The sequence below is a fragment of the Mycetocola sp. Y791 genome (assembly GCF_059445325.1).
Genome location: NZ_JCAIUC010000001.1, coordinates 237,489 through 250,482, shown reverse-complemented (window position 1 = coordinate 250,482; position 12,994 = coordinate 237,489). Strand labels below are relative to the sequence as shown.

Annotated in this window: 14 protein-coding genes; 9 read left to right on the top strand and 5 right to left on the bottom strand. The window is 66.6% G+C overall.

The window, feature by feature from the left end; genetic code table 11:
* Window positions 1-63 precede the first annotated feature (63 nt).
* The 6 genes from aceB to AC1C2N_RS01285 all read left to right on the top strand — a co-directional run bounded on the left by aceB (window position 64) and on the right by AC1C2N_RS01285 (window position 5,943).
* Window positions 64-1,728: a malate synthase A gene (gene aceB, locus AC1C2N_RS01310; protein WP_495432560.1), complete on the top strand. Its 1,665-nt coding sequence runs from the start codon at window positions 64-66 to the stop codon at window positions 1,726-1,728.
* A 120-nt stretch (window positions 1,729-1,848) separates the two neighbouring features.
* A complete protein-coding gene (locus tag AC1C2N_RS01305; protein ID WP_495432559.1) occupies window positions 1,849-2,475 on the top strand; it encodes an RNA polymerase sigma factor in 627 nt (208 codons plus the stop codon).
* On the top strand, window positions 2,472-3,410 hold the full coding sequence (locus tag AC1C2N_RS01300; protein WP_495432558.1) for a hypothetical protein: 939 nt from the start codon (window positions 2,472-2,474) through the stop codon (window positions 3,408-3,410). The genes AC1C2N_RS01305 and AC1C2N_RS01300 overlap by 4 nt, the downstream gene beginning before the upstream one ends.
* 209 nt (window positions 3,411-3,619) lie before the next feature.
* Window positions 3,620-4,060 carry a VOC family protein gene (locus AC1C2N_RS01295; RefSeq protein ID WP_495432557.1) on the top strand — a complete coding sequence of 147 codons (441 nt, stop codon included), beginning with the start codon at window positions 3,620-3,622 and terminating at the stop codon, window positions 4,058-4,060.
* A 13-nt stretch (window positions 4,061-4,073) separates the two neighbouring features.
* Window positions 4,074-4,742: a winged helix-turn-helix transcriptional regulator gene (locus tag AC1C2N_RS01290; protein WP_495432556.1), complete on the top strand. Its 669-nt coding sequence runs from the start codon at window positions 4,074-4,076 to the stop codon at window positions 4,740-4,742.
* 1 nt (window position 4,743) lies between these two features.
* Complete coding sequence (locus tag AC1C2N_RS01285) at window positions 4,744-5,943, top strand: pyridoxal phosphate-dependent aminotransferase (RefSeq protein ID WP_495432554.1); 1,200 nt, start codon at window positions 4,744-4,746, stop codon at window positions 5,941-5,943.
* Between the two features lie 109 nt (window positions 5,944-6,052).
* Here the strand turns inward: AC1C2N_RS01285 and AC1C2N_RS01280 are convergent, their stop codons facing one another.
* The 4 genes from AC1C2N_RS01280 to AC1C2N_RS01265 form a co-directional block, all read right to left on the bottom strand.
* Window positions 6,053-7,177 carry a UDP-N-acetylmuramate dehydrogenase gene (locus AC1C2N_RS01280; RefSeq protein WP_495432553.1) on the bottom strand — a complete coding sequence of 375 codons (1,125 nt, stop codon included), beginning with the start codon at window positions 7,175-7,177 and terminating at the stop codon, window positions 6,053-6,055.
* Window positions 7,178-7,183: 6 nt separating this feature from the next.
* On the bottom strand, window positions 7,184-7,603 hold the full coding sequence (locus tag AC1C2N_RS01275) for a MaoC family dehydratase (protein WP_483405225.1): 420 nt from the start codon (window positions 7,601-7,603) through the stop codon (window positions 7,184-7,186).
* A complete protein-coding gene (locus tag AC1C2N_RS01270; RefSeq protein ID WP_495432552.1) occupies window positions 7,600-8,046 on the bottom strand; it encodes an FAS1-like dehydratase domain-containing protein in 447 nt (148 codons plus the stop codon). The genes AC1C2N_RS01275 and AC1C2N_RS01270 overlap by 4 nt, the downstream gene beginning before the upstream one ends.
* Before the next feature lie 194 nt (window positions 8,047-8,240).
* Window positions 8,241-8,891: a DUF937 domain-containing protein gene (locus AC1C2N_RS01265; RefSeq protein WP_495432551.1), complete on the bottom strand. Its 651-nt coding sequence runs from the start codon at window positions 8,889-8,891 to the stop codon at window positions 8,241-8,243.
* 250 nt (window positions 8,892-9,141) lie between these two features.
* Here AC1C2N_RS01265 and AC1C2N_RS01260 point away from each other — a divergent pair, with 250 nt between their 5' ends.
* Entirely contained in the window at window positions 9,142-10,581 is a 1,440-nt protein-coding gene (locus AC1C2N_RS01260) for an LCP family protein (RefSeq protein WP_495432550.1), read from the top strand.
* 35 nt (window positions 10,582-10,616) lie between these two features.
* Here AC1C2N_RS01260 and AC1C2N_RS01255 read toward each other — a convergent pair whose 3' ends face one another.
* Window positions 10,617-11,453 carry a sulfite exporter TauE/SafE family protein gene (locus AC1C2N_RS01255; RefSeq protein WP_495432549.1) on the bottom strand — a complete coding sequence of 279 codons (837 nt, stop codon included), beginning with the start codon at window positions 11,451-11,453 and terminating at the stop codon, window positions 10,617-10,619.
* A 126-nt stretch (window positions 11,454-11,579) separates the two neighbouring features.
* Between AC1C2N_RS01255 and AC1C2N_RS01250 the strand changes: the two genes are divergently transcribed.
* The gene (locus AC1C2N_RS01250; protein WP_483405220.1) at window positions 11,580-11,780 is read left to right on the top strand and encodes a ferredoxin; all 201 of its coding nucleotides are present in this window, start codon (window positions 11,580-11,582) and stop codon (window positions 11,778-11,780) included.
* Window positions 11,777-12,982, top strand: a complete 1,206-nt coding sequence (locus AC1C2N_RS01245; protein ID WP_495432548.1) for an NAD(P)/FAD-dependent oxidoreductase — start codon at window positions 11,777-11,779, stop codon at window positions 12,980-12,982. The genes AC1C2N_RS01250 and AC1C2N_RS01245 overlap by 4 nt, the downstream gene beginning before the upstream one ends.
* Window positions 12,983-12,994 lie beyond the last annotated feature (12 nt).

Sequence of the window (12,994 nt, the reverse complement as noted above, 5' to 3'; positions counted from 1 at the left end):
TTTTCCGCCCGGCCGTTCGCGACAGCTCGTTCGCGGCCGGGCGACCCCGAAGGGATTGTCATCATGAACACTCTGCTCACCGAACCCGGCACGACCACGACACCAGCCACCTCCCCCACAGACACCGGCCCTCGCATCGAGGTCGTCGGCAGGCTGCACGAACGATTCGACGAGATCCTCACCCCCGAGGCACTGCAGTTCCTCGCCGAGCTTCACCAGCGCTTCGCCGGTCCGAGGCACGACCGGCTCGCCGACCGCATGCGCCGCCGGTTCGAGATCGGCAACGGCCGTGACCCGAAGTTTCGCGATGACACCGCATCGATCCGGGCGGATGCCACGTGGCGCGTCGCCGGCGCGGGGCCGGGCCTCGAAAACCGTCGCGTCGAGATCACCGGTCCCACCGACCGCAAGATGACCATCAACGCGCTCAACTCGGGTGCTAACGTGTGGCTCGCCGATCAGGAGGACGCAACAAGCCCGACCTGGGCGAACGTCATCGGCGGACAGATCTCGCTGTTCGACGCGATCCGTCGGCAGATCGACTTCACCAGCCCAGAGGGTAAGGAATACACGCTCACCACGGGCGAGACCCCGACGATCGTGATGCGACCGCGCGGCTGGCACCTCGTCGAGAAGCACCTTCGGTTCGTTGACTCCGCCGGTCACTCGATGGCGGCATCCGGAAGCCTCGTCGACTTCGGCCTGTATTTCTTTCACAACGCGCAGGCGCTCATTGACGCGAGCCGCGGGCCGTACTTCTACCTCGCCAAGCTCGAGTCGAGCGAGGAAGCCCGCCTCTGGGACGACGTGTTCACCTTCTCGGAGCAGCGCGCGGGCATCCCGCACGGAACCATCCGGGCGACGGTGCTCATCGAGACCCTGCCCGCTGCGTTCGAGATGGACGAGATCCTCTACGAGCTGCGTGACCACTGCGCCGGGCTCAACGCCGGCCGCTGGGACTACATCTTCTCGATCATCAAGAACTACCGCGGCCGCGGTGCCCGGTTCGTTCTGCCCGACCGCAGCGAGGTGACGATGACCGTTCCGTTCATGCGGGCGTACACCGAGCTGCTCGTGAAGACCTGCCACAAGCGGGGCGCGCACGCCATCGGCGGGATGAGCGCGTTCATCCCGAACCGCCGCGATCCCGAGGTGACCGCCCGCGCGATCGAGAAGGTCTCGGCAGACAAGAGGCGCGAGGCCGGCGACGGTTTCGATGGCACCTGGGTTGCTCACCCCGACCTGATCGAGACGGCCCGCGGTGAGTTCGATGCCGTGCTCGGCGAGCGCCCGAACCAGCTCGACCGCCAGCGCGACGATGTCGAGGTGACCGCGGCGCAACTGCTCGATGTGCACATCGGTCGTGCGGTGACGGATGCCGGGCTTCGCGACAACGTGTCGATCGGCGTTCGGTATCTCGAATCGTGGCTCCGCGGCGTCGGCGCTGCGGCGATCGACAACCTGATGGAGGACGCGGCGACGGCGGAGATCAGCCGCTCACAGATCTGGCAGTGGATTCACCAGGACGTGCGCACCGACGACGGCGCCCCGGTCACCCGGGATCGGGTCGAGGACATCCTCGCTGAGCTGCTCGGGTCGGTCGACAGGTTCGACGGCGACCGGTTCGACGACGCCGCAGAGGTGTTCCGTGACGTCGCGCTGAAGGACGAGTTCCCGACCTTCCTCACGGTGGGTGCGTACTCGAGGTACCTCGTCGACCTCGCCTGACGGCATCCGCGTCGCCCCTGACAAACGGTCCCCGCACGCTCGTGCGGGGACCGTTGTGCGATCGCCGAAGAAAACTTTGGGATCGATGGAACCTTTCGTGGCGTGCCGGACACTACAGGTATGAGTATTCCCCTGAGCGACGCTGACGAGTGGCGCGCTGTCGTGGCCGGAGACGGCGAGGCCTTCGCCCGCATCTTCGACAGGCACAGCCAGCGCGTCTACCGCCACAGCCTCGCGATGGTACCCGCGATTGACGACGCCCAGGATGTCGTCGGGGTCACTTTTCTTGAAGCGTGGCGCAAGCGCGGTGACGTGCGTTTTGTGAACGGGTCACTTCTGCCCTGGCTTCTCGTGACGGCATCCCACTCGTCGAAGAACATCTCGCGGGCGGCCCGGCGGTACCGGAACCTGCTCGAACACGTTCCCCGCCCCGACCCGCAGGCTGGACCCGAGCTGATGCTCGACGACGGCGCCGCGATGACGGCGCTCCGTGACCTCGGGACTCACCACCGCGACGTTGTCGCCCTCTGCGTCATCGAGGGCTTCAGCGAAGCCGAGGCTGCCGAGGCCCTCGGTGTTCCGGTCGGAACCGTGAAGTCCCGGCTGCACCGGGCCAAGAAGACACTGGCCAGTCGCCTTCGCCGGGACGTCACCCCTGAACTGCTGGCTCCGGCGACAAACCGGGCCGCCGCATCCGCCACCCATAACACCGCCTCCGCTTCGATCGAAATGAGTGATTCCCGATGACCTCCCTCGGCACCGAACAATCCAGCGCCCTCCGACGCATCCTCGTCGACACCGTCGAGCACCCTGTGTCCCCTCAGCCACCCAGACGACCTCTGATCGCCGGCCTCATCGCGGTGCCGCTCGCGGCCGCGCTCGTCGTCGGCACCGTCGTGTTCGGCCCCAGCCCGGACGCCGCCCAGGCGTCGGAGGCGCTGCGGAACGCTGCGGACCGGACGATCCGCGTGTCGGACCCGGTGGTTGGCGAGGGCCAGTACCTGAAGATCACCACCGAGGAGGCGTTCCTGGCCTACGAGATCGCCGCGGACGGCGAGTACTCGGCGTACCGGTCGACCTCGGTGTCCGAGGTCTTCGTTCCTGCGAGTCCCGGAGACAGTTGGGTACAGCGGGTGACCGCGCAGCCGGCCACGGAGTTCTACGGTGAGGCGTCGCGCGCGGCAGCCGCGCGTGACTGGGCAAACACGGTTGAGAACGGGGTCGTCCGTATCACGCGGGATTCCGATGGAGACTTCGTCCACGCCCGGGAACTCGGCGGCGAGGTCGACGAGCCCGTTGTGCCGAGCGACCCGGAGGATGCCCTGGCGTTCCTTCACGAGATGCCGTACGGCGACGGCACCGACGCGGGTGCTCTCTCGTACGCCGCACAGTTGCTCCGCGACGGCACGATGGCGGCGGAACAGCGCTCCACGCTGTACCGGGCCCTGGCGCTGCTGCCCGGCATCCGCATCACTGACGGCAACGCTGCCCTGAACGGGCGCACCGGCATCGCATTCAGCATCGACTCCGACACCACGGTCCCGGAGATCATCGTCGACCCGGACACCGGCCAGTTCATCGGCGAACGCTCACTCACTCCTGCTGCGCAGGATGCCATACCTGCCGGAACCGTGGAGTATTACACCGCCGTGACGACGACGGTCGTCGACGAGGCGCCGTAGGCGATCCGCGCCGCCGACGTCGACCTCGCCTGACGGCATCCGTTCGCTTCCAGTGGCGCGATTACGTCTTATGGAGGCTTCATTCGACGTAATTGCGCGACCGGAAGGCGGAGGAACTCCAGGAAACGGGGGCCTTGACGACTTACTTGCTTTTTGCAAGCATGGCTCCTGACGGTGACCGTCACCGCCGGAACGTCAAAGGAGACATCATGACCGACATCTTCGTCAACCTCCCCACAACGGACCTTGAGCGCTGCAAAGCGTTCTATTCGGCCCTCGGCTGGACAATCAATCCGCAGTTCACCGACCAGAACGCCGCGTGCGTTGTTGTCGACACGAACATCTACTTCATGTTCCTCACGCATGAATTCTTTGCCACATTCACCGACAAGCAGATCATCGACACCACCACTTCGGCGCAGGCCTCAACCGCATTCAGCCGGGAGAGCCGTGAAGCAGTGGACGCCATGATGGAGAAGGGACTCGCGGCTGGGGGAACGGAACCGCGCGCCGCCCAGGACTACGGGTTCATGTACTCACGTGACCTCGAGGACCCGGACGGCAACCTCCTCGGATTCCTCTACATGGAACCCGCTGCCGTCGAGAAGGGGCCAGAAGCCTATATGGCAGAACAGGGCGTCGAGGCCTGAAGCGCGCCCCGCCATGACAGCTCGCAATTACGGTCAGAACAGCGGCCTGGTTAGTGCGCTCGAGCTGGTCGGCGAACGGTGGGCGCTGCTCATCGTTCGCGACCTGCTCGTCGGCCCACGCCGCTACACCGATCTCAAGGCCGGGCTGCCGCGCATTCCCACCAACATCCTCAGCACCCGGTTGAAAGAGCTGCAGGAGGGCGGCGTCATCCGCCGCGCCCCGCTCCACCACTCGGTCGTGTACGACCTCACCGATGCCGGCCGTGAACTCGAGCAGGTCGTCCTCGCACTGAGCCGGTGGGGGCTCAGCGCGGCGGGCGAACCGGCCGACGACGACGACATCATCACCGCGGAATCACTGACCCTCGATCTTCGATCCGTGTTCCGAACGGATGCCGCCAGCAGCTACGAACCGACGGCGTACGGTGTGCGGGTGGGTGGCGTCCACCTCACCGCCAGGGTGGACGGTCCGACGCTCGACATTTCACCGGGCGCCTCGGGTGCGATCGACGCCGACCTCGATTTCGCAGCGGGTCACGGCATCCGTTCGGTGATCACGGGCGAGGTGACGGCGGACGCGGCGATCGACCGGGGAATCGTGCGGATCCTCTCCGGCAACGCGGCGCTGATGGACCGCTTCGCTGCAACCTTCACGGCCGCACGGCAGGCGGTACCCTTCTAGGGTGAGCACAACACCGAGACTCTCCACCAAGATTTCCGCCATCGCCGAGTCAGCCACGCTGAAGGTCGACTCGAAGGCCAAGGCGCTGCAGGCCCAGGGCCGCCCCGTGATCAGCTACGCCGCTGGCGAGCCCGACTTCGGGACGCCGCAGCACATTGTCGACGCCGCGATTGCCGCCGCGAGCGACAAGAAGAACCACAGGTACACGCCGGCAGCGGGTCTGCCCGACCTGCGAGAGGCCATCGCCGCGAAGACCCTGCGCGACTCCGGTCTTGCCGCGAGCGCGAGCCAGGTGCTCGTCACCAACGGCGGCAAGCAGTCCGTCTACGAAGCGTTCCAGGTGCTGCTCAACCCGGGCGACGAGGTCATCGTGCCGACGCCGTTCTGGACCACGTACCCCGAAGTCATTGCCCTCGCCGACGGTGTCGCCGTCGAGGTGTTCGCGGACGCATCGCAGGGCTACCAGGTCACCGTCGAGCAGCTCGAGGCCGCGCGCACCGAGCGCACCAAGGTGCTGCTGTTCGTGTCGCCATCGAACCCGACCGGTGCCGTGTACTCGCCCGAGCAGACGAAGGCCATCGGCGAGTGGGCGCTCGAGCACGGGCTCTGGGTCATCACCGATGAGATCTACCAGAACCTCACCTACGACGGCGTGAAGGCCCTGTCGATCGTCGAGGCGGTTCCCGCTCTCGCCGAGCAAACCCTGCTCGTCAACGGTGTCGCGAAGACCTACGCGATGACCGGCTGGCGGGTCGGCTGGACCGTAGGACCCGCGGATGCCATCAAGGCGCTGTCGAACCTGCAGTCGCACCTCTCGGGTAACGTCAACAACATCGCCCAGCGTGCCGCGATTGCCGCGCTCACGGGCCCCCAGGACGACGTCGAGACCATGCGGCTGGCATTCGATCGACGCCGCAAGCTCATCGTCTCCGAGCTCAATAAGATCGACGGCTTTGCCGTGCCGACCCCGCAGGGCGCGTTCTACGTCTACGCGGATGTGACGGGGCTGCTCGGCAGGGAGTTCGGCGGAGTCACGCCGACGACCTCGCTCGAGCTCGCTGATCTCATGCTCGATCAGGCCGAGGTCGCCGCCGTTCCCGGTGAGGCGTTCGGCCCGTCGGGGTACCTGCGCTTCAGCTACGCGCTCGGTGACGACGCACTGCTCGAGGGCGCCCAGCGGCTGCAGAAGCTGTTCGGGTAGGCGCACCCGCCGACGGGTGAACACCCGCCGAGAACATCACTTCCGGTCGAGAACATCCCGAGCAACTGATGCGCTCGACCGCAAGTGATGCGTTCGGCGCAGCCCCCGCCTAGAACTCGACGTTCACAAACACCGGCTCGGGCTGCAGCACGACGCCGAACTCCGCACCGACGCGCATCTGCACGTAGCGTGCGAGCGCGGCGATCTCATCGGCCGTCGCCCCACCCGTGTTGGTCAGGGCGAGTGTGTGCTTGCTCGAGATTGCGGCGCGCGAGCCCGGCAACCGGAACCCGCGACGGATGCCCGAGCGTTCGATCAGCCAGGCTGCGGAGAGCTTGACCCGTGCGTCATGCTCGAGCGACGGGCGCGGGACCTCGCCCGTCCACTCACCGAGGGGGATGACGACCGCGTCGTCTGCGTCGTCATCCGCGATCGGCCAGCGCGGGGCATCCGACGGCAACGACCGGGCGAACGACTCGGAGACGATGGGGTTGGTGAAGAAGGATCCGGCGCTCGAAGTGTCAGGGTCTGCCGGGTCAAGAACCATGCCCTTCGACCGGCGAAGCTCGAGCACGGTGCGCCGAACGTCGGCGATCGGGAGCCGCGTGCCAAGCTCGACGCCGAGCGATGAGGCCAGCTGCGGGTACGCGACAGGAGCGCTCAGCCCGCCGGCATCCGTCAGTTCAACGTCGATCGACACAACAACGCCGTCACGGACCGGGGCTTCCCCGCCGTGCCGCTTGAGCACTGACGTGCGATAGCCAAGGCCCAGTTCGGATGCCGGCACGCGCACGAGGTCGCCGTGTTCACGGTCGAGCAGTTCGACCGCGATGAGACTCGCCGACAGCTCCTGCCCGTACGCCCCGATGTTCTGGATCGGGCCGGCACCGCACGATCCGGGGATGCCGCTCAGCGCTTCGATTCCGGCGAGGCCGCGATCGACGGCATAGGCAACGAGGTCGTCCCAGCTCTCGCCGGCCTCCACCCGGAGCAGCACGCGCCCGTTGGCGGCACCGACCTGTTCGATACCCCGCGTCGCGACGCGAACGAGGGTGCCGTCGTAGCCGTCGTCGCCGACGAGCACATTGGAGCCGCCGCCGAGCACGAACGGATCGTCGCCCTCGTCCCAGACTGCGGTGACGGCGCGAAGAAGCTCGTCGCGGGTGGTGGCGGTGACCGTGTGCGCGGCGGGTCCACCGACCCGGAGGGTCGTCAGTTCAGCGAGTGTCGTCATCGGCGGTTATCCGAGCGCAACGCGCGCCTGGGCCTTGCCGAGGACAGTCTTGCCGTCGAAGCTCACCGTGAGGTCGACGCGCGCAATACCCGGCTCGATCGCACCGATCTTCGCGACCACAGTGACGAGGGCGCCATCCTGCGCGTCGACGATGACCGGCCGGGTGAATTTCACCGCGTAATCAACGACGCGAGCGGGGTCGCCAACCCAGTCGACAACCGGCTGAACGGCGAATCCCATGGTCAGCATGCCGTGGGCGAGAACACCGGGCAGTCCAACGGATGCCGCAACATCGTCGCGGTAGTGAATCGGGTTGAAATCTCCGGATGCTCCGGCGTACCGAACGAGCGAATCGCGCGTCAGCGGGAACTCGCGTTCGGCGATCACGTCACCGACGGTGAGCTGGTCAAGGGTCGGGGTACTCATTCGTCACCTCGCACAACAAGGGTGGATGTCGCCGTGACGACGTGGGCTCCCGAGGCATCGACCATGTTGGACTCAGCGGTCACCATGGCGTGCGGGCCCAGGGTTTTGACGCTCGTCACCGCGAGCGTCGCCGTGAGTTCGTCGCCGGCGACAACGGGCCGGGAGAAGCTGAACCGCTGGTCGCCGTGGACGACCCGCGAGAAGTCGATGCCGGCATCCGGTTCGCTGAGCAGTTGAGCAAGTGTCTGCTCCTGCACAACGACGGGGAAGGTCGGCGGAGCAACGACGTCTGCGTGACCGGCTGCGCGCGCGGCATCCGTGTCGAAGTGGATCGGGTTCGTGGCGAACACGGCTTTCGCGAATTCGCGAATCTTCTCGAGCCCGACGAGATATGGCGGGGCCGGCGGGAACACGCGACCCTGAAGTTCGGGGTTTACTGGCACCAGCCCAGCCTACCCGGGCGCGGCTTCGTCCGGCCGCTCACGGGCATAACCTGCGGCCCCGCCGGGGTTCCGCAAGGGGTACCGGCCGTGAGGCGGATTTCGGGCCGGTGGGTCGGCAAAATCAACAGCCGAGGAGCCAGGGCGCAGAAATAGAGACCGCCGAGTCGGAGGTGGAACCGTTCCGCCCGATCTCGCTATGTCCGGCTGCTGCCAAGGAAGCAGCCGAGCACGTCCCCGATTCCACCCGACGTCTTTCCGCCTCCTCCGAGGAGCCCTCCGAGCACCTCGTGGATCCCGGCGCCGCTTTCCTCGGACGGCTTGTTGCCGCCAAGCAGGCCACCGAGTACCCCGCCAAGGCCGGTCGGTTCCTCCTTCGGCTTCAGCTGGCGCGGCTGCATCGGCTCGACAGGCTGCACGGTCCGGGTCGTCTGTTTGCGGTCCGAGAACTGCTTCGCGACGTAGCTCAATACGATCGGTGCAAGTAGCGGCAGCAGCTGACTGAAGACCGAACCGTCGGGCGCACGAGACTGCCCCGTCCCCGCGGAGAGCGTCGCGACGACCTGGTCCCTGTGCTCGCCGAAGATGTGCCGGACGATCTTTTCCCCGTCCGCGGGGTCGACCTCCTCGAGGTTGACCGGTCCGTCGACGAGAGCGGGCGAATGATCGGAGATCGCTTTCTCGAGGGATGCCGCGCCCGCCGGATCCTCAGCGTTCGTCTCGAGGGCGCTCACCAGGGCGGGCAGAGCCTCTTCGACGGCTGCGGATGCCGTGGATTCGTCGACACCGAGCCGGTTGGCAACCTCGGCTATCGGGATTCTGCCGAGCAGGTCATCCAGTGATGGCATGGTTTCTCCCCCTGTTGCGCGCCGCCCCCATCGTACGACTGGCAAAAGCGTACAGAGGGGCCCCCGACCACGATAGGGACTTCAGTGTGAACGGAGAACTTTCACAGTTCTCCGTTCACACCCCCCCCCCCGTTCCCCGAATTCTCAGGGACGCGCCTCTACTCTGGGGTGTGCTCGTGACGATTCCTCTCTCCCCGACTCCTCCGCCGTGCGTGCCGGACAACCGCGGCGCGGGACCGGGGGTCGTCCGATGACCGACGAGCTGCACCTGCCCGCCTCCGGGCCCGTCGCACACCGGAGAAAGCCACGAGCGGGCGTCGTCGCGCTGCGGTGGCTCGGGTTCAGCCTGGTGCTCACCCTCGTTGTCTCCGGCGGTTACGTGCTCTACAACTACCAGCGCTTCGTCACGGGAATCACGCACATCGATGCCATCCCGCAGTCGACGGGTGACGACGCAGACGACGTCGATGGAAAGAGCCAGAACATCCTTCTCGTTGGCGACGATCACCGGCCGGCCGGGGCGTCAGATGAAGACCTGGCCAAGCTCGGGACCGAACATGACGACGGTGGCGTAAATACCGACACGATGATCGTGATGCACATCCCGGCGGACGGGTCCAAGGTCACCCTGCTCTCGTTCCCCCGGGACTCATGGGTCGATATCCCCGGCCACGGCAAGAACAAGCTCAACGCCGCTTTCGGCCTGGGTGGGAACGAGGCGGCTGGCGCTCAATTACTCATCCAGACCATCCAGAACCTCTCGGGCCTCACCATCGACCACTTCGTCAGAGTCTCATTGCTCGGGTTTTACGAGGTGGTCGAGGCTCTCGGCCCGGTCGAGGTATGCCTGATCAACGCGGTCAAGGACCCCTACTCGACCGTCGATTTGCCCGCGGGCGTTTCGACACTCAACGCTCAACAGGCCCTGGCCTTCGTGCGGCAGCGCCACGGTTTGCCCAACGGCGACCTCGATCGTCAAGTTCGGCAGCAATACTTCCTGTCGGTGGAGGCGCGCAAGATGCTGTCGGCGGGCACCCTCCTCAACCCGGCCAAACTCCAGAAGGTACTCGACGCGGTGTCCTCGTCGATCGAAATGGATCCAGGCCTCAACCTGATCGATCTGGCCGCCCAGCTTCGCAACCTGAAACCGGACAACATCGAGTCCGCCACGATTCCCGTCCTTGGCATGCCGATGATCAAGGTTGGCCGACAGAAACTGTCCGTCGTGGACATCGACCACGCCGCGATGCCCGAATTTATCGCCGGAGTGACCGGAGTGCCGACCCCGTACGGTGCTGCGGTCGCCGCCGCACCATCGGAGACAACGGTCAAAGTGGTCAACGGTGCTGGCATCTCCGGGGTAGCACAACGGAACACCGATGCCCTCGCGGCCGTCGGGTTCATCGTCACCGAGCCTGGTTCTGGCACGATGATTCCGAAGACGACGATCACGTATCCCGCGGGCCAGGAAGCGCAAGCCAAGGCGCTCTCGAGCTACTACCCGGGAGCGTCGGTCGTTCAGTCCGAATCCGCAACGGTCGTCACGCTCACCGTCGGTGCCGACAACCCGACGTTGACCGACCCGAACGCGCCAGTAGCTCCGCCAAGCGAGTCGCCCGTGGACCCGACGCCGACCCCCACCCCGACCAACTCTCCCCAGAGTTTCGGCGAAACCGCCTGCATCAACTAGCGGTTCGCGCCAGCTGGGGCGAGCACCGCGAACGACTAGCGCGAGCGAAGCACTTTCACCGTCATCTGCACAGCGATGGCAACGAGGAAGATCGCGAACAGCACGGATGAGAGCGCGGGCGAGATAACAGCGGCAACAGCGACCCCGGCGGCCGTGGTCGTGCAGGCGGCAACGCCGATCACGGCGGCGGCCGGCAGGTCGACGTTGCCCCGCCTGAAGTTTCCGATGGTGCCGAAGAGCGCCGTTGGAATGATCACGGCGAGCGACGTGCCCTTTGCGACGAGGTCACTCGCGCCGAAGAGAAGGATCAGCAGCGGCACAATCACGACGCCACCACCGATGCCGAGGAGACCGGAAAGGACGCCAGTGCCAAGGCCGAGCACCACGAGCCCCGCCCCGCTGAGCACCGTGATCTCAACAAAAGCATCACGCGACGGTGTGACGAGGAACAGTGTTGCGATCACGACGAGAAGAAACCCGATAAAGAGCGAGGTCACGACCCGCCGCGGAATACGGTTGAGCAGCCGGATGCCGATCTGCGCTCCGACGACACTGCCGACGATCAGGAGAAGCGCGGCGATCCAGTCGACGGATCCGCTGAGTGCGTAGCTGAGCACACCAACGGATGCCATCGGCACGATCGCGGCGAGCGACGTGCCCGCGGCGATGCGCTGGTCAAGGGCGAGCAGGAGCAGAAGAGCGGGAACAATCAGGATGCCGCCACCAACGCCGAAGAGGCCGGACAGGAACCCTGCGGCGAGGCCGATGAGGACAAGCCAGGCCCAGTGTCCTCGCGTTCGTGGCTGTCGCATCCGTCTCCCCTTCGCGGCCCAGACGGCCGAGAAAGAACCTACCAGCCGCCACACCGCCATCGACCTGGCTGGCAGGCCGTGTGAAAGCGCTGCGAGCTCGGGCTGCAGCGCACGCCCGGGGTCCCGGCTAGTGCCAGAATTGGAGGAGGCGCGCTTGGTGCGGGCCTCGAGGGGATTGAGGAACCGATGAAGGTCATTGCCGATATCGAAGTGTGTGTTGCCGCCGGAGTGTGCGCAGCCATCGCGCCCGACGTTTTCGACCAGGACGACGAGGTGGGCAAGGTCATTCTGCTGAACGCCAACCCGGGCGCCGATGAGCACGATGCCGTCCGTGACGCCGTCCTCAGCTGCCCGTCGGCAGCACTGAGGCTCGTCGAAGAGTCGTGAGCGACGCCCCTCCCTCTCATGTCGTCATCGTCGGGGCGTCGGCCGCTGGGCTGACCACCGCCGCAGCGCTCCGCCGAAACGGGTACGACCGCGAACTGACCCTCGTCGACAGTGAACGCCACCCGCCGTACGACAGGCCGCCCCTCGCCAAACAGCTGCTCACCGGCGAGTGGGCGCCCGAACGCATCGCGCTGAAAACCGACGCCGACCTCGAGAGCCTGGGGGTGAGCATCCGTTCGGGTGTCACGGCGACGGGGCTCGACGTCGGTCGTTCCGTTGTATCGCTGTCGGATGCCACGGACCTCGCGTTCGATCGCCTCGTCGTCGCGACCGGGGTGACTCCACGGGTGCTGCCGGATTCGACGCACCTCGCGGGAGTTCATACCCTTCGAACCATCGACGATGCGCTCGGGCTGAAGGAAGAACTCGTCGCCGGGCGGCACCTCGTGATCGTCGGCGGTGGTTTCCTCGGCACGGAGGTCGCGGCGGCTGCCGTCGGGCTCGGACTCGACGTCACCCTGGTGAACGCGCTGCCGACGCCGCTCGAACGCGGGCTTGGCCCGGCGATCGGCGCCGAGGTGGCCGCCCTGCATCGGCTTCACGGTGTCGAGCTGCGGACCGGAGCTGCGTCCGCGGTGCGCTCGCTGGTGTCAGCGGGCGGCCGGGTGACCGGCGTCGAGTTTGCCGATGGTTCCCGGCTGGGGGCGGATGTCGTTTTCGTCGCGATCGGCGCGACCCCGGCGATCGGCTGGTTGGCTGGCAGCGGGCTGCGGCTCGGCGACGGGGTCGAGTGTGCGCCTGACCTGTCCGCGGCGTCCGGCGTTTATGCCGCCGGCGATGTGGCGCGCTGGGACAACCCGGCGTTCGACCAGTCGATGCGGGTCGAACACCGCACGAACGCGACCGAGCAGGCCGTGCACGTCGCGGGTCGATTGCTCGACGGAGCCCCGGATGCCTTCGCCTCGGTGCCCTACTTCTGGACCGACCAGTACGACCTCAAGCTGCAGGTGCACGGGTGGATCAAGGGGTATGACGAGGTGCGGATCCTCGAGGGTTCGCTCGTCGAACGCCGGATGATTGCCGTGTTTCGCCGGGGTGACCGGGTGGTCGGCGCGCTCGGCGTCGGCGCCGCGAAGGCGCTGCGCCAGTGGCGGCAGCTCATCGTCGACCGCACAGCCTGGGCGGACATCGTCGGGGGCTGAGGCTCCGCGGGC

Coding starts and splice junctions, on each gene's coding strand:
- aceB (WP_495432560.1), top strand. CDS start 64: ATGAACACTCTGCTCACCGAACCCGGCACGACCACGACACCAGCCACC.
- AC1C2N_RS01305 (WP_495432559.1), top strand. CDS start 1,849: ATGAGTATTCCCCTGAGCGACGCTGACGAGTGGCGCGCTGTCGTGGCC.
- AC1C2N_RS01300 (WP_495432558.1), top strand. CDS start 2,472: ATGACCTCCCTCGGCACCGAACAATCCAGCGCCCTCCGACGCATCCTC.
- AC1C2N_RS01295 (WP_495432557.1), top strand. CDS start 3,620: ATGACCGACATCTTCGTCAACCTCCCCACAACGGACCTTGAGCGCTGC.
- AC1C2N_RS01290 (WP_495432556.1), top strand. CDS start 4,074: ATGACAGCTCGCAATTACGGTCAGAACAGCGGCCTGGTTAGTGCGCTC.
- AC1C2N_RS01280 (WP_495432553.1), bottom strand. CDS start 7,177: ATGACGACACTCGCTGAACTGACGACCCTCCGGGTCGGTGGACCCGCC.
- AC1C2N_RS01275 (WP_483405225.1), bottom strand. CDS start 7,603: ATGAGTACCCCGACCCTTGACCAGCTCACCGTCGGTGACGTGATCGCC.
- AC1C2N_RS01265 (WP_495432551.1), bottom strand. CDS start 8,891: ATGCCATCACTGGATGACCTGCTCGGCAGAATCCCGATAGCCGAGGTT.
- AC1C2N_RS01260 (WP_495432550.1), top strand. CDS start 9,142: ATGACCGACGAGCTGCACCTGCCCGCCTCCGGGCCCGTCGCACACCGG.
- AC1C2N_RS01255 (WP_495432549.1), bottom strand. CDS start 11,453: ATGGCGGTGTGGCGGCTGGTAGGTTCTTTCTCGGCCGTCTGGGCCGCG.
- AC1C2N_RS01250 (WP_483405220.1), top strand. CDS start 11,580: ATGAAGGTCATTGCCGATATCGAAGTGTGTGTTGCCGCCGGAGTGTGC.